Origin of the sequence: Lampropedia hyalina DSM 16112 (assembly GCF_900129055.1) — a bacterium.
In the GTDB taxonomy this organism is placed as follows: Bacteria; Pseudomonadota; Gammaproteobacteria; order Burkholderiales; family Burkholderiaceae_C; genus Lampropedia; species Lampropedia hyalina.
The window spans coordinates 1-18,831 of sequence record NZ_FQUZ01000021.1 but is presented as its reverse complement, the minus strand read 5'-3'; the positions used below and the strand labels follow the sequence as shown (position 1 = coordinate 18,831).

19 protein-coding genes are annotated in these 18,831 nt (G+C 62.0%); 11 read left to right on the top strand and 8 right to left on the bottom strand.

All coding sequences use genetic code 11. The features are described 5' to 3' along the window. Positions 1-13: 13 nt before the first annotated feature. The 8 genes from holB (at position 14) to BUE21_RS09380 (ending at position 7,703) form a co-directional block, all read left to right on the top strand. Positions 14-1,090: a DNA polymerase III subunit delta' gene (holB, locus tag BUE21_RS09415; protein WP_073356464.1), complete on the top strand. Its 1,077-nt coding sequence runs from the start codon at positions 14-16 to the stop codon at positions 1,088-1,090. Positions 1,091-1,126: 36 nt separating this feature from the next. Then, on the top strand, positions 1,127-1,498 hold the full coding sequence (locus BUE21_RS09410; RefSeq protein WP_143164485.1) for a PilZ domain-containing protein: 372 nt from the start codon (positions 1,127-1,129) through the stop codon (positions 1,496-1,498). A gap of 39 nt (positions 1,499-1,537) precedes the next feature. Beyond that, positions 1,538-2,347, top strand: coding sequence for a TatD family hydrolase (locus BUE21_RS09405; RefSeq protein WP_073356429.1), 810 nt, complete (start codon positions 1,538-1,540; stop codon positions 2,345-2,347). Continuing rightward, positions 2,344-3,081 carry an ankyrin repeat domain-containing protein gene (locus tag BUE21_RS09400; RefSeq protein ID WP_073356428.1) on the top strand — a complete coding sequence of 246 codons (738 nt, stop codon included), beginning with the start codon at positions 2,344-2,346 and terminating at the stop codon, positions 3,079-3,081. Before BUE21_RS09405 ends, BUE21_RS09400 begins: the two co-directional genes overlap by 4 nt. 200 nt (positions 3,082-3,281) lie before the next feature. Further along, positions 3,282-3,845 carry an alkyl hydroperoxide reductase subunit C gene (gene ahpC / locus BUE21_RS09395; protein ID WP_073356427.1) on the top strand — a complete coding sequence of 188 codons (564 nt, stop codon included), beginning with the start codon at positions 3,282-3,284 and terminating at the stop codon, positions 3,843-3,845. 163 nt (positions 3,846-4,008) lie between these two features. Then, entirely contained in the window at positions 4,009-5,568 is a 1,560-nt protein-coding gene (gene ahpF, locus BUE21_RS09390) for an alkyl hydroperoxide reductase subunit F (RefSeq protein ID WP_073356462.1), read from the top strand. 150 nt (positions 5,569-5,718) lie between these two features. After that, positions 5,719-6,753, top strand: a complete 1,035-nt coding sequence (gene dusA, locus BUE21_RS09385) for a tRNA dihydrouridine(20/20a) synthase DusA (RefSeq protein WP_073356426.1) — start codon at positions 5,719-5,721, stop codon at positions 6,751-6,753. 308 nt (positions 6,754-7,061) lie between these two features. Continuing rightward, positions 7,062-7,703 (top strand): NYN domain-containing protein, encoded by a 642-nt coding sequence (locus BUE21_RS09380; protein WP_143164484.1) that lies wholly within the window; start codon positions 7,062-7,064, stop codon positions 7,701-7,703. Between the two features lie 90 nt (positions 7,704-7,793). On the opposite strand, the gene BUE21_RS09375 is transcribed toward BUE21_RS09380, so the two are convergent. The 5 genes from BUE21_RS09375 to znuA form a co-directional block, all read right to left on the bottom strand. Beyond that, on the bottom strand, positions 7,794-8,915 hold the full coding sequence (locus BUE21_RS09375; protein WP_073356424.1) for a YncE family protein: 1,122 nt from the start codon (positions 8,913-8,915) through the stop codon (positions 7,794-7,796). A 74-nt stretch (positions 8,916-8,989) separates the two neighbouring features. Further along, on the bottom strand, positions 8,990-11,395 hold the full coding sequence (locus BUE21_RS09370) for a TonB-dependent siderophore receptor (protein WP_084523117.1): 2,406 nt from the start codon (positions 11,393-11,395) through the stop codon (positions 8,990-8,992). A gap of 138 nt (positions 11,396-11,533) precedes the next feature. Next, positions 11,534-12,730 (bottom strand): FecR family protein, encoded by a 1,197-nt coding sequence (locus tag BUE21_RS09365; protein ID WP_073356423.1) that lies wholly within the window; start codon positions 12,728-12,730, stop codon positions 11,534-11,536. 19 nt (positions 12,731-12,749) lie between these two features. Continuing rightward, positions 12,750-13,313 carry an RNA polymerase sigma factor gene (locus tag BUE21_RS09360; protein ID WP_234971104.1) on the bottom strand — a complete coding sequence of 188 codons (564 nt, stop codon included), beginning with the start codon at positions 13,311-13,313 and terminating at the stop codon, positions 12,750-12,752. 114 nt (positions 13,314-13,427) lie between these two features. After that, on the bottom strand, positions 13,428-14,444 hold the full coding sequence (gene znuA / locus BUE21_RS09355) for a zinc ABC transporter substrate-binding protein ZnuA (protein ID WP_073356422.1): 1,017 nt from the start codon (positions 14,442-14,444) through the stop codon (positions 13,428-13,430). 96 nt (positions 14,445-14,540) lie between these two features. Here znuA and BUE21_RS09350 point away from each other — a divergent pair, with 96 nt between their 5' ends. The 3 genes from BUE21_RS09350 to BUE21_RS09340 all read left to right on the top strand — a co-directional run bounded on the left by BUE21_RS09350 (position 14,541) and on the right by BUE21_RS09340 (position 16,826). Beyond that, complete coding sequence (locus BUE21_RS09350) at positions 14,541-15,452, top strand: ATP-binding cassette domain-containing protein (RefSeq protein ID WP_073356421.1); 912 nt, start codon at positions 14,541-14,543, stop codon at positions 15,450-15,452. Then, entirely contained in the window at positions 15,442-16,266 is an 825-nt protein-coding gene (gene znuB, locus BUE21_RS09345; RefSeq protein WP_073356420.1) for a zinc ABC transporter permease subunit ZnuB, read from the top strand. The genes BUE21_RS09350 and znuB overlap by 11 nt, the downstream gene beginning before the upstream one ends. A gap of 83 nt (positions 16,267-16,349) precedes the next feature. Continuing rightward, positions 16,350-16,826 carry an FKBP-type peptidyl-prolyl cis-trans isomerase gene (locus BUE21_RS09340; RefSeq protein ID WP_073356419.1) on the top strand — a complete coding sequence of 159 codons (477 nt, stop codon included), beginning with the start codon at positions 16,350-16,352 and terminating at the stop codon, positions 16,824-16,826. Positions 16,827-16,877: 51 nt separating this feature from the next. On the opposite strand, the gene BUE21_RS09335 is transcribed toward BUE21_RS09340, so the two are convergent. From BUE21_RS09335 to BUE21_RS09320, 3 genes are all read right to left on the bottom strand, one after another. Continuing rightward, complete coding sequence (locus tag BUE21_RS09335) at positions 16,878-17,168, bottom strand: helix-turn-helix domain-containing protein (protein ID WP_143164482.1); 291 nt, start codon at positions 17,166-17,168, stop codon at positions 16,878-16,880. A 488-nt stretch (positions 17,169-17,656) separates the two neighbouring features. Beyond that, a complete protein-coding gene (locus BUE21_RS14520; RefSeq protein WP_407656060.1) occupies positions 17,657-18,517 on the bottom strand; it encodes a PKD domain-containing protein in 861 nt (286 codons plus the stop codon). After that, a partial coding sequence (locus tag BUE21_RS09320; RefSeq protein WP_234971103.1) for an integrase core domain-containing protein occupies positions 18,517-18,831 on the bottom strand: 315 nt, incomplete at its 5' end. The genes BUE21_RS09320 and BUE21_RS14520, both read right to left, overlap by 1 nt.

The following is an 18,831-nucleotide window of genomic DNA, read 5'->3' as shown; positions in this document are numbered from 1 at the left end:
CACCTCCACCCCCATGAACGCTGCGGCGGCCACCACCAATGCCGCTGACATGCCCTGGCTGGCACGGCAAGCCAGCCGCCTGCTGCACCAGCCCGGCCACGCATTGCTGCTGCAAGGCCCCTCGGGGCTGGGGCAGTTCGGGCTGGCCTTGTATCTGGCGCGTGCCTGGCTGTGCGAATCGCGCCCGCCCGATGCACCGGCGGCCGCGCCCTGCGGCCACTGTGCCGGTTGCCACGCCATTGCCGTGCGCACCCACCCCGATCTGCTGGTGCTCATGCCCGAAGCCCACCAACTGGAACTGGGCTGGACGGTGGACAGTGGCGATGCCGCCGATGGCGAAGCCAAATCGACCACCAAGCGCAAACCCAGCCGCGATATTCGCGTCGATGCCATGCGCCAGATGATTACCTTTTCCCAGCGCACCGATTCGCGCGGGCGCGGCAAGGTGGTGCTGGTGTACCCGGCCGAAAACATGAATGCCGTCACGGCCAATGCCCTGCTCAAGACACTGGAAGAACCGCCCGGCGGCACCCGATTTCTGCTGGTTTCCGATGCCGCCGACCGGCTGCTGCCCACCATCCGCAGCCGCTGCCACACCTGGGCCATGCAGTGGCCCGATGCCCGCGAAGCCGCCGACTGGCTGCACCGGCACGGCGTGGCCGAGGCGCAGGCGGCGACGCTGCTGCAAATCGTTGGTGGCCGCCCACTCGACGCGCTGGCACTGGCGCACAGCGGCATGAACGTGCAGGACTGGCTGAACCTGCCCCAGGCACTGGCGCAGGGCCATGCCGGCCTGCTCGCTCCGCTGCCGCCCGCGCAGGCCGTGCGCGTGCTGCAAAAACTCTGCCACGACCTGCACAGCCTGCTGGCAGGCGGCGCACCACGCTACTTCCCGCCCCAGTCCCTGACCGCGTGGCAACCCGCCACCGACGCGCCCCTTGCCAGCACCGCGTGGGCCGCGCTGGGACAATGGGCACAGCAACTGGCGCAGACCGCCCGCACCGCCGAACACCCGCTGGCTCCCGAACTGATGCTGGCCAGCCTGGTGGAACAGGCCCGAAACGCCCTACACTGGGGACGCAGGCGATAGCCTCCCATTCATTGACCCGAACCCTGGAGTTCCGCCATGTCCGACATTTCCGACACCGAATCGCGTCCGGTACGCCCCAGCGTCATCCAGCTCAACATCAAGGAAAAGGCCGCACTGTACGCCTCGTTCATTCCGCTATTCAAGGAAGGCGGCATCTTCGTGCCCACACAGCGACCCTACAAAATGGGCGACAGCATCTTCGTCATGCTCAGCCTGCCCGACGATCCACAGAAATACGCGATTGCGGGCAAAGTCGCCTGGATCACCCCGGCGGGCGCGCCCGGTGGCCGCACCCAGGGCGTGGGCGTGCGTTTCCCTGCCGACGAAAAATCGGCACAATTGCGCCATACCATCGAAAACAAACTCGGCGCGGCCCTCAATTCCGAGAAACCCACCCATACGGTGTAAGAACGCGCTCCCCCGCCCTGCCCTGCACACCATCGCCCCATGCTGACCGACTCCCACTGCCACCTGAGCTATCCCGGCCTGATCGAGAACATCCCCGCCGTACTCACTGCCATGCAGACCGCACAGGTCGGCCGCGCCCTGTGCATCTGCACCACGCTGGAAGAATTCGACACCGTCCACGGCCTGGCCATGCAGCACGACAACCTCTGGTGCTCCGTGGGCGTACACCCCGACAACGAAGGGGTGCATGAGCCTGCGCTGGAGGAGCTGACCGCACTGGCGCAGCGTCCGCGCGTCATTGCCATCGGTGAGACCGGGCTGGACTACTACCAGATGGAAGAACGCAAGGGCGGGCGCAGCATTGCCGACATGGAGTGGCAGCGCGAACGCTTCCGCACCCATATCCGCGCCGCCCGCCAGACACGCAAGCCGCTGGTCATCCACACCCGCGACTCCACCGCCGCCACCCTGCACATCCTGCGCGAGGAAGGCGAGGATGGCCGCCACAACCAGGCCGGTGGCGTGTTCCACTGCTTCGTGGAAGACCAGGACGTGGCCCGGCAGGTGTTGGACATGGGCTACTACATCTCGTTTTCGGGCATCGTCACCTTCAAGAGTGCCCGCACGCTGCAGGAGGTGGCACGCTTCGTGCCGCTGGATCGCATGCTGGTGGAAACCGACAGCCCCTACCTCGCACCCGTGCCCTACCGGGGCAAGACCAACCAGCCCGCCTACGTCGCCCATGTCGCCCACCACATTGCCGGCCTGCGCGGCATGGCCGTGGATGAGCTGGCCCAAGCCACCAGCGCGAACTTCAACGCTCTGTTTCAGGGAGTGAACGCCCCATGACCCCTGCGCCCCCGCCATCGTGGCCCTGCCCCAGCCCGCGCGCCCGCATGACCCGACGCTCCGTGCTGCTGGCCACATTGGCAGGGATGGCAGGGCTGCTGCCCCCCGTGGCACGGGGCAACGACCAGCCCGAAGAAGCCATATTCACCGCCGTCAAGCGCAACAACGGCAGGCAACTGCGCCGCCTGCTGGAAGAGCAGGCACTCAACGTCAATGTCATCGGCCCGGACGGCCAGACCCCGCTGACCCTCGCGCTGCAACTGGACAGCGACAAGGCACTGTACGCGCTGCTGGTGTCCCAGCACATCGACATCAACTTCAGCAACCGCCGCAAGGAATCGCCCCTGATGATTGCCGCGCTGACGGGCAACCTGGAGATGGTGCAGCACCTGCTGCGCCGGGGCGCGGCCGTGAACACCCCCGGCTGGAACGCCCTGCACTACGCGGCCTCGGGCCAGACCGACGAGCAGCAGGCCATCATCCAGTTGCTGCTGGTCTATCGCACGCCCATCAATGCCCGCTCCCCCAACAACACCACACCGCTGATGCTGGCCGCCAGCTACGGCTCCGAGGCCGTGGTGCAACTGCTGATCGCCAGCGGTGCCGACACCGCCTTGCAAAACGACCAGGGCCTCACCGCCAGCGACTTCGCCCTGCGCGCTAACCGCGACCGGCTGGTCTCGCGCATGCAGGAATGGGCAGCCCAGCGCGAATTGTCCGCCCGCCCCCGCTGAACGGCTGCGGCCATGTGTGACAAGCCCGTGGCCTTTTGATTACCATTAGCTATCGAGATAATCCAATCAATCTATTTGTTCAATGATGAAAACTGGGTTAATCTTCGTCTGTCGCTGAAAACAAGTCGTTTCCTGACTTTCACGGCACAGGCAGCAGGACTGCCATCGATTGCATTCATACACTCTGGAGAGAAACCGCAATGTCCCAAATCAATACCGAAGTCAAGCCCTTCAAGGCCACCGCATTCCACAACGGCAAGTTCATCGATGTGAGCGAACAAGACCTGAAGGGCAAATGGTCTGTGGTGTTCTTCTACCCTGCCGACTTCACCTTCGTCTGCCCCACCGAGCTGGAAGACCTGGCCGACAACTACGAAGCCTTCCAGAAGCTGGGCGTGGAAATCTACGGTGTCTCCACCGACACCCACTTCACCCACAAAGCCTGGCACGACACCTCCCCCGCCATCGGCAAAATCCAGTACCCACTGATTGGCGACCCCACCGGCACCATCACCCGCAACTTCGACGTGTACATCGAAGAAGCTGGTCTGGCCGACCGTGGCACCTTCGTGATCGACCCCGATGGCAAGATCCAGATCATCGAAGTGAACGCCGGTGGCATCGGCCGTGATGCACAGGAGCTGCTGCGCAAAGTGAAGGCCGCCCAGTACGTGGCATCCCACCCTGGCGAAGTCTGCCCTGCCAAGTGGAAAGAAGGCGAAGCCACCCTGGCTCCCTCGCTCGACCTGGTCGGCAAAATCTAAACCACTGCCCCATTGAGACAGACGCCTATTTCATGAGCCATGCCGGGTGCTGGTCACCCGGTTTTTTTCACCCTGAAATCCCTAGCTTGCGTCTGATTGTTGTTAAATCCACAACAATTCCACCGTTTACACCGTTTTTTAGCGCGAGAAACCTGCCATGTCGATTCTGGACGATACCCTCAAAACCCAATTGAAAGCCTACCTGGAGCGTCTGACCAAGCCCGTGGAGCTGGTCGCTTCGCTGGACGACAGCGAGGGATCGCGCCAGATGAAAGGCCTGCTCAACGAGATCAAGGCCCTGAGCACGAAAATCACCGTCGTCGAACGCCTCGACGACAACGAGCGCAAGCCCTCCTTCCTCATCACCAACCCCGGCACCATCAGCGGCCTGCGCTTTGCCGGTGTGCCACTGGGACACGAATTCACCTCGCTGGTGCTGGCCCTGCTGCAAATCGGCGGCCACCCCTCCAAGGAACCGCAAGAGCTTCAGGAGCAGATTCGCGGCCTGAAGGGACAGTACCACTTCGAGACCTACTACTCGATCACCTGCCACAACTGCCCGGACGTGATTCAGGCCCTGAACCTGATGACCGTGCTCAACCCCGGCATCACCCACACCGCCATCGACGGCGCGCTCTACCAGAAGGAAATCGACGAGCGCGAAATCATGGGCGTGCCCGCCGTATTCCTCAATGGCCAGCCATTCGGCCAGGGTCGCATGGAACTGGCCGAGATCGTGAACAAGATCGACACCAGTGCGGCCACCCGTGCCGCCGAGGCCCTGAACCAGAAAGACCCGTTCGACGTGCTGATCGTCGGCGGCGGCCCTGCTGGCGCAGCCGCAGCCATCTATGCCGCCCGCAAGGGCATCCGCACCGGCGTGGCCGCTGAACGCTTTGGCGGGCAGGTGCTGGACACCGTGGACATCGAGAACTACATCTCCGTGCCCAAGACCGATGGCCCACGCTTCGCCGCCGACCTGGAACGCCATGTGCGCGACTACGAAGTGGACATCATGAACCTGCAACAGGCCAAGCTGCTGGTGCCCACCGACAGCGGCGTGGAAGTGCGCCTGGAGAACGGGGCCAGCCTCAAGGCCAAGACCGTCATTCTGGCCACTGGCGCACGCTGGCGTTCCATGAACGTGCCCGGTGAAGAAGAATACCGCACCAAGGGCGTGACCTACTGTCCGCACTGCGACGGCCCGCTGTTCAAGGGCAAGCGCGTGGCCGTGATCGGCGGCGGCAACTCCGGTGTGGAAGCCGCCATCGACCTCGCCGGTGTCGTCGCCCACGTCACCCTGCTGGAATTTGCCGACAAGATGCGGGCCGACGACGTGCTGCAACGCAAACTGCGCAGCCTGCCCAACGTGGATGTCATCCTCAACGCCCAGACCACCGAAGTCACCGGCGCGCAAGGCAAGGTCAATGGCCTGACTTACAAGGATCGTGTCTCCGGCACAGTGAAGAATCTGCCGCTGGAAGGCATCTTCGTACAGATCGGCCTGCTGCCCAACACCGACTGGCTCAAGGGCACCGTGGAGCTGAACCGCATGGGCGAAATCGTCGTCGATGCCCACGGCAAAACCAATGTGCCGGGCGTATTCGCCGCCGGTGACTGCACCAGCGTGCCGTACAAGCAGATCGTGATTGCTGCCGGAGAAGGCGCGAAGGCAGCCCTCAGTGCCTTCGACCACCTCATCCGCACCAGCGCACCGGCATAAAACCGGCTGCCACCACCCCGGTGGCAGAACAGGGCGAAAGCGAGTGGCCCGCCACTCCAGTAGAATCGCCGCTCTGTCCACGCCCCTGTCCTGTCATGTGCAGCACGGGGGTTTTGTTGTACCTCCTTCTATTGCCTGCACACCCCACTGATGCCAACGTCCCTGCCTGCCACCGACACTGCCGTGGCCACCGCTGCGCCCAGCCCCTGGCGCATGTGCGTGGCCCCCATGCTGGACTGGACCGACCGGCACTGCCGCTACTTTCACCGCCAGCTCAGCCACCACGCCCGCCTCTACACCGAAATGGTCACCACCGGCGCGCTGCTGCACGGCGACGTGGCACGGCATCTGCGCTTCTCGGACTGCGAGCACCCCATCGCCTTGCAACTGGGCGGCAGCGAACCCGCCGACCTGGCACGCTGCGCCCGGCTGGCGCAGGAATGGGGCTACGACGAAGTGAACCTCAACTGCGGCTGCCCCAGCGAACGCGTGCAGCGCGGCGCATTCGGGGCCTGCCTGATGCGCGAGCCGCTGCTGGTGGCCGACTGCATCAAGGCCATGACCGATGCCACGCACCTGCCCGTCACCGTCAAGCACCGCATCGGCCTGGATGCGGACGAAGACTACGGCTTTGTGCGCGACTTCGTCGGCCAGATCGCCCAGGCAGGCTGTCAGGTCTTCATCGTCCATGCCCGCAACGCCTGGCTGCAAGGACTCAGCCCCAAGGAAAACCGCGACATCCCGCCCCTGCGCTATGCCGTGGCCGCACGGCTCAAGCAGGACTTTGCGCACCTGACCATCGTCGTCAATGGCGGCCTGCGCACCACCGCCGAAGTCGATGCACAGTTGCAGCAGGTCGATGGAGCCATGATAGGCCGCGAGGCCTACCACAACCCCTGGTGGCTGGCAGGCTGGGACAGCCACTTCTTCGGCAGCCCCGACCCGGCCACGGCCCGCAGCCGCGAAGCCGTGGAGGCGCAAATGGTCGCCTACATGGAAGCCGAGCAACAGCAGCACGGCACCTCCTGGTACAGCATCGCCCGCCACCTGCTGGGACTGCGCAGCGGCCTGCCCGGTGCGCGCAAATGGCGGCAGACCTGGAGCGACCACCGCCTCAAGCACCTGCCTGCACGCGCGGTACAGGAGCGGCTGCATGCCCTGCACCATGCGCACAGTACCGACTGACGGGTCTTTACACAGCGAAACATGCCCACCGCTGTTATCATTTTCGGCCGTCGCCAGCACAAGTCATCCTTGGCTGTCTTCGCCAACCCGCACCGGCAAGTCGGCGTGGGAACTCCCTGCGATCTGCGCCACACCATCCATGCCAGCACCGCATCGTGCGTGGATACCCTCCACGTTTCTTTTTTTCACCCCCAGGGAAACCTCCGCCAAAACCCTCGATTGCCACCAAACATCAACTCATTTTTGATCGCTTTTTCTGACAATCAGACGTTTTGCACAACACCCATCTCATCCAACCAGCACACTACATGCAGTCTTCTAAATCCGTTCTCAATATCGCCGTGATCTACGATGGCAGCTTCTTCTGGCGCATCAGCAACTACTACCGCTTCAGCCACGACCGCCAAAGCCACCTCAACATCAGCGCACTGCACAACTACCTGCGCCACCAGATCGCCGCCCTCGAAACCGATGGGCGCGTGACCCAATGCCAGATTGCCGAAGCACACTTCTTCCGGGGTCGCTTCTCCCTCAAGGCCGTGCAGAACACGCGCGACCCCCTCAAGCAACTTGAGACCGACCGCTTCCAGGATCAGGTTCTGATGTGGGCTGGCGTGGTCGCCCACTACCAGCCGATGAACGAAGCCGTCTCGCCCCCCGAGGAAAAAGGCGTGGACATCAACCTGGCACTGGAAACCTACGACCTGGCCATCCACAAGCAATTCGACGTGGTCGTGCTGTTCTCCGGCGCATCCGACTTCGCCCCGCTGGTGCGCAAGCTGCAAAGCAAGGGCGTGCGCGTGCTGGTTCCCTCCTTCGACCTGCCCAACTACGCCAAGACATCGCAACGGCTGGTGGAAGAAGCCGCCTACCACCTGCCCTTCTCCGACCTGATCGACGGCATCCAGGAAGACGACTGCGCCGACCTGCTGGACGACCTGTTCCGCTGAGCATTGCCAGTACAGCCCAGACCCGTCCAGCAGGTCTGGGGCTGGGTGATGGGCAACCGACCCAGCCGTTGTTAGAACGTGTTTACGTTTTTAACGCAGATCGATGCGCACGACGCTTTCCATCGGTGCCAGCTCTCCCTGTTTCGGAAACTCCCGCTTCACCGACACAAACAACACCTGCCCGTCGGGCGACAACGCCAGGCTGTTGGGATGCAGCGACAGTGCAATCTGGCGTTTGATGGCATAGCTGCTGGCATCGATCACCGTGACGGTGCCGCCTTCGCGGTTGGCCACATAAACTTCATTGCGCACCGGATTGAAGCGGATGCCCACGGGCGATTTGCCCGTCTCCACCGTGTGCAGCACCTTGCCGGTCTGCGCATCGAAAACAAACAATTCACCCGCATAGGTGGATTCAGCCGCCAACAACCGCCCAGTGCGGCTGTCCCATGCCAGATTGACGAAATAGCGGCCATAGCTGTCTTCCTGCCCCGGTGGCTTGGGCACGGTGTGCAGGGCAACACGGCTGAGGCTGCGCGTATCGATGACCTCGAATGCGCCCGTGGCACCGGTGTAAAGACGCTGCGCATCGGCATCCAGCACAAGGCCGATGCTTTTGCCATCGGGCGAGCGCAACACCTGCTTTTGCGCCAGTGTTCGGCCATCCAGCACCCAGAGAATGCCACCCTTTCCGACACCGCCCACATACAGCGTGCCGGTGGCTTCATCGGCCAGCAACTGCCGGGTGCGAATGGCCTTGCCCTCATCGTTCAACAGCTCCAGCCGCGCCGTGCCGCGTACCGCGCCAGTGGCTACGTCGATGGCCGTGATGGTGCTCTCCAGCGAATGGCCCGCATAAAGAATGCCCGCCCGGTTGTCGATGGCCAGCGCGAACGGCTTGAGCGGCAGCTCGATGGTCTTTTGCAGTGCAAGGGTATTGGCATCCAGTTGGTAGATGAAGCCGCCCTTGCCGTCGCCGAAGCGTTCGCCCATGCTGGCCACGTAGATGGCATTGTTGGTGCTGCTGTAAACCAGCTCATACACGCCGCGCAGACGGGTCTGGGAGATGGCCGCAGATGGTGTGGCAGACACCGGTGCAGCGGCCGATGGTGTGGAAGGAGTCGAAGTGCAGGCCAGCAGGCAAAGCGAGGCCAGCGCGGCCGCACCCAGGCGCAGGGCGCGTTGCGGGAAGGAGGAAGATGAGATCGTCATGAGGGCAAATCCAGGAAGAAGAAAGAAAGCTCCCTTGCACTTTGCAGCCGAGGGAGCAGATGCAGGGCGTTGGCTCAGAAGTCGTAGCGCACGCCGATGTCAAAGCTGCGCGGGGTGCCCCAGGTGTAACCAAGCCCATAGCCTGAAGCGTTGGCAACGTCGGAGAAATACTTCTTGTCCAATACGTTGTTGATGTTGGCACTTACGCTCAGTTGGTTATTGATCTGATAGCGCAACATCGCATCCAGAAGCCAATACGCGGGTTGCTCGATGGAGCGGCCGTTGGAGGCAACGGTGACCGATGTTTTGCTTTGCCAACGCGTTGCGATACCGGCAGAGAGGCCTTGCAGGGTCGCGTCGCCGAAGCGATAAGTCGTGCCCAGCTTGAACTGGTGTTTTGGATAACGGCTGGCACTGCTCAGGCTGCTGCTGTTCATCGTGTAGCCGCCCTGCATTTGCCAGTTGCGCGCCACCTCGCCAGAAAACTCCAGCTCATATCCCCGGCGGCTGGCCCCCATCACTGCACGGTAGGCATCGGCTCCGCCGGGTGTCTTGCCGCCGGTTTGCTCGGCAACGTTGTCGTTTCGCATCCAGAAGTGCGCGATGCTGGCATTCAAGCGACCATCGAAGAATTCACCTTTGGTGCCCAATTCGTAGCTCAGGCCCTCTTGTGGATCCAGAGTGCGGCCTTGCTCGTCCTGTGCCGTCTGAGGGGTGAAGATGCTCGCGTAGCTGCCGTACAGAGAGATGTCGCGTGTGACATCCAGCACCAAACCTGCATAAGGCGTCAGCACGCCACTTTCGTTGTAGCCGCCGCTGCCGTACAAGGTTAAATCGCTTGCCTTGTAGCGTGTCACGCGCAGGCCGGTGATCAACTTCAACGGTTCGGCAAGGCGGAAGTGGCCAGCCGCATAGCCGTAAGCCTGCTCTCGATCATGCTTGCTCGCGCCAAAATTGTTGGAGTCGAACGTGGACTGGTTGTCGTACATGCCAGCACCCAGCAACAGCTCATGCTCGCGCCCCCAAAGGTGCAACGGCCCCTTGACATCAAGAATCAGGCTGGAGGTTTTGTTCTTGGTATCCAGGTAGCGCGTGGCCTGGGCGATGTCTTCGCCCGCGTCGTACAGCAGCATCTCCGGGATTTCAATGTTCTCGTGTGCAACCTGTACCTTGCTGGTCCAATCGTTTGCAAAACGGTGCTCCAGCCGCACGAAAGCGTTCAGTGAGTCTTGCTTGTAACCGCTCAAAGCCCCGCCCATGTTGGTCGAGCGTGGACGCGTGCCGACATACACGTCGTTCTCGTAGATGGGAATGGATGACCAGAGTGAAATGGCGCGCTCTTCGCGTTGGCGGTAGGTCAGCCCCGCTCCCAGTGTGGTATCAGGCGTGAGATCCAGTTCCACGGTACCAAACAGGGCGCGGCCTTTGCTTTCTTCGTCATCGCGGAAACCCTTGCCATCACTCAGGGTAGCAGCCAGTCGCCCACGCAATGTGCCACTGTCGTTGAGCGGCCCACTGATGTCGGCCTGCACGCCGTAGTTGCTCCAACTGCCAGCACTTGCTTGTGCACGCGCCTGAAACTCGCGTGTCGGCCGCTTGCGGACCAAATTGACGGTGCCACCGGTCGAGCCTTGGCCGGCAATCAAACCATTGGATCCTTTGAGCACTTCGATACGATCAATGTCGATCAGGTTGTCCAGTGAGAAATTGGTGCTGGTGAAATAGCTGTAGCCCGAGGAGCGTTGGCGGCTGCCATCGGTCTGCAAATTGACGCTTGCGCCGCGCGCCTGAAAGCCAACGTGGCTGCCTTGGCGCACGACGGTGATGCCCGGCGTCTGTTCCATCACATCAGTCAGTGTCTCCAATTTGAAGTCATCCATGCGCTGGCGCGTCATGACCGTGACCGATTGCGGCGTTTCGCGCAGGCTCAGGCCCAGGCCGGTAGCGGCACCGCTGGGGCCGGTCTGGGTGTAGCTGCCCGTGCCTTCGGTGGTGCCGCTGTTGTCCAGCGCAGCCGTGACCACCACTTCAGGCAAGGCATTCACCGCACTGCCGGTCGGGGTTGGGGTTTTCGTCGGTGCAGGCCGTATCACCACCGCATTGCCATCCATGTTCGCCACCAGCCCGCTGCCTGCCAGCAACTGGTTCAGTGCCTGTTGTGCCGTCAGGGTTCCAGACACAGCCGGTGCCGTTTTGCCCGCCAGCAGATCAGGGGTGGCGGTGAGTTGCAGCCCGGCCTGACGCGCCAGTTCATGGAGTGCGCTGCCCAGCGGCTGTGCAGCAATCTGGATGCGGCTGGCGGCCTGCGCCTGCACGGCCTGCGGCCAATACCCGGCCCCGCCCACGGCCAGTGCCATCGCCAAGGCCAGCGGTGCGGGCCTGAAAAACAGATTTTCAGTGGCAGTGCTGACCTTTGGTGCAGCGGTACTGCGGCGGCCCCGGCCAGGCGGGGACTTCTTCAACGAGATGCGGGCTTGCATGCAATGGTTCTCCATCCAAAAAAACAATGGGTTCTGGACTGAAGACGCACGACGGGGTTTTGTGTTGAGGTGACAACGAATGCAATTACGATTTATTACAACCCAATATCTTCTCGGGTCGATGCACACCCTGGAGCTTCACCGCCGCATCACGATCTCGGTCTTGCCATCCGCCCCGCGTATCAGGCGCACCGGCAGTACCTGTGGCAATGCGCTGGCAAAGGATGGCAGGCCGTGCAGGCTGTAGCTGCCGTGAATTCTGAGCGCAGCAACCTGAGGATCGCGGATGACAAGGTGGGTGTTGCCATAACGTTCGAACTCGGCCAGTGCCTGCGCCAGGGTTGCCCCGTCAAAGACGACGCGGCCCTGTCGCCAAGGGGCGGCATCGGTGGCGGTGGTGCTCTGGCGGGTGATCTGGCCTTGTGCATCGGTGGTGATGGCATGGCCCGCGCCCAGTTCCAGCGGCCATGTGGCGTTTTTGGCTTTCTCATCAAGGCGAGCCACATGCACATGCCCCTGTTCCACCACGACGCTGACACTGCCGGTGGTGCTGCCATCGGCAGCGGTCACCAGGTCGTTGCGCACAGAGAATTGCGTGCCGACCACGGTGATGCGCAACGGCCCGGCCAGCACATGGAACGGCTGGGTGGTGCTGGCCTGCACGCTGAACAGGGCCTGCCCCTGCGGCAATACCACTTCGCGCCGCTGGCGATAGAGGGCGACTTCGGCACGGCTGGCGGCATCCAGCCAGAGCCGACTGCCATCGGGCAGGTCGATCTTGCGCTGCTGGCCACGTTCGGTCTGGAAAGCCTGTACAAAGGTGGGTTTGCGCTGCCAGCTTTCCCAACCCAGCCAACCCGCGCCCAGCATGGTGACCATGAACAGGAGCACCGCCAGACGGGGGATGAGCAGTACCAGGGTTTCCAGCCAGCGGATGCGGGGCGGGGGTGTTCTGGATGACGGCCTGCCGATGTCCGCTGTGACTGGCCGTTGGTCAGGAGTGGGAAGATTTTGCGGCTCTGGTGGCAGGCCGCACGGCTGGCGTTCCTCGCGCTGTGGCAGGCCGGATTGGAGGGCCTGCACGTCGTCATCGGGCAGTGCGTCCATATCGCCCCAGACTTCTTCCAGTTCGGCAATGGCCTGGGCGTGTTTTTCGTCCTGTTGCAGCCAGTGTTGGTATTCGGCCTGCTCCTGGGCATTCAGCCCTTCCTGCCGACGCACCAGCCAGTGCGCGGCAGCGACTTCCACCGGGTCTTGCCCAGCGAGGAAGTCGGCCAGCCCTTCGTCATCACCAGAAGAGGCAGGGCAGGAGGAGGCAGCAGGAACGTGGCGCATGGAATGAGGCGGGATACGCTCAATGCCCGGCCACACCGGGCAGAGGAGACTGATGAAACCGCTGGTGTGCGGCCTTGCAGACCAGAATGCCGCGCACCATGTGCTGTGCCACCATGTTGCGCGAGATGCCCATGTGTTCGGCAATGCGCTGGTGCGGCCAGCCATCGAAGCGGCTGAGCACGAAGGCTTCGCGACAGCGCGGCGGCAGGCTCTCGATGGCAGCGACGATGGCCCGGGCGTACTGGGAGAATGCCAGCACGGCCTCGGGTTGCAGATGGGCAGGCAGCAGCGGCCATTCGGCTTCGGACAGATGCTCCAGTGATTCATGCTGGCGCAACTGACGGCGGCGGTGCTGGTCGATGAGGAGGTTGCGCAGTGTGCGGTACAGCAGGGCGCGCACATCCTGCACGGCATCGGTGGATGGAGATTGCGCCTGCATCAGGGCCAGTGCGCGGGCATAGGTTTCCTGCACGAGGTCGGCGGCATCATCGCGGTTACGGGTGTGCCGGGTGCAGAAGTTCAGCAGTTCCTGGTAGTTCTGGGTCGAGAGTGAATTGGCCACGCCATCCTCCATCACGGGCATGACAGAAAAAATCCGGTGGCTGACGTGGCGGCGGCTGGGCCAGTCCAAGCGGGCGAGAGGCGTATTATCCGCGAGGGATGGCACGCCGCAGAGGGTCAGGATTCGCGCACGATCTCAAAGGCCCTGACCAAGGCAATCGCGCAGTGCCTTGGCGTTGCTGCGCATCAGGTCGAAGTAGAGGTTTTCGCCTGCTGGCAACTCTCCGCCTTCCGGGTTCAGCACGCCGGTGCGCACCGGTGTGCCCTGCACCAGCGTCTGGATGATGCGCGGCTCGAACTGCGGTTCCGAGAACACACAGGCAGCCCCCAGCGACTGGATTTTCTGGCGCATCTGCGCAATGCGCGCCGCACCCGGCACCACTTCGGGGCTGACGGTGATGGAACCGCTCACGTTGAGGTGATAGCGTGCCTCCAGGTACTGGTAGGCATCGTGAAAGACGACAAACGGTTTGTCCTGCACGGGCTGGAGCAGACTGGACAGCTCACTGTCGAGTGCCGCCAGACGCTGTTGCAGCGTTTGCAGATTGCGCTGGTAGTGCTCGGCATGGGCCGGGTCGGCCTGGGTGAGGCGGGCAGCGATTTCACCTGCCAGTGCCTGCGCGTTCAGCGGGTTCAGCCAGAAGTGCAGGTCCTTGCCTTCGCCGTGGTCGTGGTCGTGGTCGTCTGCATGGTCATGCCGATCGTGCGCAGAATCGTGGTCGTGCGACTCGAAGGCTCCGCCACTGCGGTAATCGAGCAATTGCAGGCCCGGTGCATCGGCCAGCGTCACCACCTGAGCCTTGTCGCCCAGTGCCTGAAGCGGTTTTTCCAGAAACTTTTCCAGATCGGGGCCGACCCAGAACAGCACGTTGGCCTGATGAATCTGGCGGGCATGGGAGGGCCGCAACTGGAAGGTATGCGGCGAGGCATTGCCATCGAGCAGCACCTGGGGCGTGCCCACGCCCTGCATGATGGCCGCCACCAGCGAGTGGATGGGCTTGATGGAGACCAGCACCCGTGGCGCAGTCTGCCCGGCCGGGGCAGTGCGGGTGGAAGCGACAGGAGCAGGTGCAGGCACGGAAGCGGTCTGTGCCTGAGCCAGCCCGCAGGCCAGCAGCGCGAAGGCCGTCAATGTGATTTTTTTCAGTGGCATGGCGAGGAGATGAGAATCCATACAATGGAGGTCTGTTGCGGTTTTCCGACAGCATCGTCACAATAATAACTCAATATCATTTTTTCAGAGACTCTCATGGCTGCGCCGCCCTCATCTCCCTCTCATGAAGTTTTACTGTCCCTGCACAACGCCGGGGTATTGCGCGAAGGCCGCTGGCTGGTGCGGGGGGTGGACTTGAGCGTGCGCCGTGGCGAAATCGTCACGCTGATAGGCCCCAATGGCTCGGGCAAATCCAGCAGCGCGAAAATGGCCGTGGGCGTGCTGCACCCCAGCGAAGGCACGGTGCAACGAATGCCCGGCCTGCGCGTGGGCTATGTGCCGCAGAAGCTGGCTGTGGACTGGACGCTGCCGCTGACAGTGCGCCGCCTGATGACGCTGGCCGGTCGGCTGGACGATGCCGCCATCCGCACCGCCCTGGAAGCCACCGGCATCGCGCACCTGGAACATGCCGCCGTGCAGCACCTGTCGGGCGGCGAATTCCAGCGTGCCCTGATGGCGCGTGCCATCGCCTGTCAGCCCGACCTGCTGGTGCTGGACGAACCGGTGCAGGGCGTGGACTTTTCAGGAGAGATCGCGCTCTACGACCTCATTCGTGACATTCGCCAGCGCACCGGCTGCGGCATCCTGCTGATTTCCCACGACCTGCATGTGGTCATGGCCGAGACGGACACCGTCATCTGCTTCAACGGCCATGTGTGCTGCCGGGGCACGCCCCAGGTGGTGAGCGAAAGCCCGGAATACCTGCGCCTGTTCGGCCCCCGCGCCGCCCGCGCACTGGCCATCTACCAGCACCACCACGACCATGTACACCTGCCCGATGGCCGCACCCAGCACGCCGACGGCAGCATCACCGACCACTGCCACCCCGGCGACGGCCACCACCACGGCCCGGAGGATGGCACACCCCACACCCATCCCCACGCGCATCCCCACCCTCACCCGCCCGCGCCTGCGCACACCCCGGAGACCCGCCCCCATGCTCGATGATTTCTTTGTCCGCGCCCTGCTTGCCGGTCTGGGCGTTGCGGTGGTGGCCGGCCCGCTGGGCTGCTTTGTGGTGTGGCGGCGCATGGCCTACTTTGGCGACACGATGGCGCACTCCTCGCTGCTGGGCGTGGCACTGGCCCTGCTGATGCAGCTTCCCCTGCTGCTCAGCGTGTTTGTGGTGGCAGCGGCCATCTCGCTGCTGTTGCTGCTGCTGCAACGCCGCCGCGCCCTCTCCACCGACGCGCTGCTGGGCATCCTGTCGCATTCCACACTGGCCCTGGGGCTGGTGATCGTCTCCTTCATGTACTGGGTGCGCATCGACCTCCAGGCCTTTCTGTTCGGCGACATTCTGGCCGTCACCTCCGGCGACATCGCCCTGATCTGGGCGGGCGGGCTGCTGACGCTGGCCCTGCTGGCCTGGCTGTGGCGGCCCCTGCTGGCCTCCACCATCAGCCACGAACTGGCCGAAGCCGAAGGCCTGCATCCGCAACGGGCACAACTGTGCTTCATGCTGCTGATGGCCGTAGTGATCGCCATTGCCATGAAGGTGGTGGGCATCATGCTGATTACCTCGCTGCTCATCATTCCGGCAGCGGCGGCACGGCGTTTCTCGCGCACCCCGGAAGCCATGGCGGTGCTGGCGGCCGTGATGGCCATGCTGGCGGTCTCAGGCGGGCTGTGGGGGTCGCTGCAATGGGACACGCCTTCCGGCCCCTCCATCGTGGTGGCGGCACTGGGACTGTTCCTGTGCAGCCTGCTGCCGTGGCCGCAGTGGCTGCCAGCGGGCCAAAAGGCCGGAACGCAACGCCTCTGAGCATTGCGGTGCCAAGCGAGAGAAAACAGGGCAAAAGGCCGGTATATTCCTGCCTTTCATTCATTCTTACTTGACTGCCAACCATGCTCATCCAAAAAGACTCCGTCGTCACCATCCGCTACCGTCTGGACGACGCCCACGGCCAGCCGCTGCAATCGCGCGTGGAAGAAGTCGCCTACCTGCACGGCGGCTACGACAACCTGCTGCCCGCCATTGAAACCGCCCTGGAAGGCCAGGAGGTGGGTTATTCCACCACCATCGACCTGCCACCGGAAACAGGCTTTGGCGTGCGCGACGAGAACCTGCTCAAAAGCATCCCCCGCGCCGAGTTTCCGGCGGGTGTGAAAGTCGGCGGCCAGTTGCGTGGCCCGGATGCAGAAGGCAACGAACGGGTTTACCACGTCCTCAAGATCAAAGGCCAGGAAGTGCTGCTGGATGGCAACCACCCACTGGCAGGCAAGCATGTGCGCTTCGTGGTGCGCGTGCTGTCGGTACGCCCCGCATCCGCCGAGGAAGTGACCCACGGCCACGCCCACGGCGAACACGGCCACCACCATTGATTTTCTTGCGGCACAGGGCGCGCCTCAGATCAGCAAGGCCCAACAGGGCAGTCAGTTGCGGGCACTCTTGCGCACCACACCCAGTTGCAGGCCCAGCACACCCAACAGCTTGTTGAGCGTCTGCACGTTGCCACTGCTGCGTCCCTGCTCGATGTCGAGCAACGTTTTCTGGGCAATACCCGCCATGCCGGCCAGTTCCGCGCTGGTCAGGCGCATGGTGCGCTTGAGGTGCCTTACGGACTGTGGCAGCGTCCACTCCGGGTGGGCCAGCACGTCATCGATGGCCTGCTTGCGCAGCAGCAACTGCTCCGGCAGGCTCAAGGCCTTGTAGCGTTTATCCATGCGACTCCCTCCTCAGGCCAGCACCTGCATATGCTCGGCCATGTCATGCCACTGATCCTGGCAATACAGTTACAGGGTGCAGGACTTCATATCGACATTTTTCTATACAGATTGATTGATTCAATGCATTTATTTTGTATAGAAAAACACCTTTTTACAAGGAACAATGCCGTCACGACAGGGCGATCACATTATGGTTACATCGTGTTTCTTTTACCCAGTTTGCCAGTACCTAGAAAGTAGGGAGCAAGCATAGCCCACGATATCCAAGGCCAGCAAGTGCTGCTGAATGGCACCACCCGCTCGCTGGCAAGCATGTGCGCTTCATGGCGCACATGCTGTCGATACGCCCGCATCCGCATAGGAAGTGACCCACGGCCACGCCCACAACGAGCGCGAACACTGATCGTCAAATAAAATCCATCAACTCCGATGAACTGTGCCCGCATCCCCCCCAAGGCACTGTTCAGCACAATTTTGTGCTTTGCTCACCGGAAATTGAAGTTTCCCGTATAGATAAACGTTTCACCCGTCTCCTTGATAGTGAAGCGGTACGTCATTTCCACTGTCTGGCCATTTGTCTTGTTTGACCGCAGTGTAAATTCTGCAACATTACCCGGTGTAATGACCAAACCTTCATACAAGCCGTCAAATCTTGGATTGATTAATTGTGCATTCATGTTTGTGGTGGCCGATACATTAACGATCGTGTAAGTGCCGATTTCTGCCTGCAATCTAAATCTGTCAATATCCATCACATTGGATCCGCCGATAGAGACACTAGATCTAGAAGTCTGTGCATAGTAAGGCAAAGAACTTTCACCCGAACTTGAATAGAGTTTGAGTCCCTTGGCTGCTTTGATAACCACTTGTGCTGGCTCGCTATCCTGTTCACCATCATTGACAATCAAGGTTGCTACATAATCGCCAGCCACATCTGCAAGAAAACTGGGAGTCGCGGTATCTGCTTCCAAGAGAACTGCGACGCTGTTTCTAGGCCCAGACAATGTCCAGCGATAATTGAGTTTTTCTCCTTCAGCATCCGTGCTGGCTCTGCCATCCAGGAGCACATTGCTGCCCACAAGAATAGTGCTTGCACTACCCGCATTCGCCGTGGGAACTGCATTGACAGGATCTACCGTTACCACAACCCGGCTGGGCAGACTATCGGCACGGCCATCATTGACAACCAGTTCCACCACATAGGTCCCAGGCTGATCTGGCGTAAACTTCGTACTTTCTACAGTTGCATTCAACAAAGCTACCTGACTCAGGGAAGGCACTGACACCAAGCTCCATTGATAGGTCAAGGGATCCCCATCTCTGTCACTGCTGAAGTTCCCCCACATTACCGGAGGGTATAGAACACTGGATCGGCCATTTCTGGCGTTGGTTTGGAAACAGATTTCTTGCTGCCTTTCCTCCTTTTTTCAAACTCTACAGGCGACAGGTAACCGATGCCTGAATGCAGCCGGTGCGGGTTGTACCAGCCCTCGATCCAGCTAAAGATGTCGCGCTTGGCTCCTGCCTTTGTTGGCCAACTTCTCCTGTCAATCAACTCACATTCCAGACTCGCAAAAAAGCTCTCAGCCATGGCGTTGTCGTAGGCATCACCCACCGTCCCCATGGAGGGCGTTACCTTCATTTCTTTGCAACGCTGGCC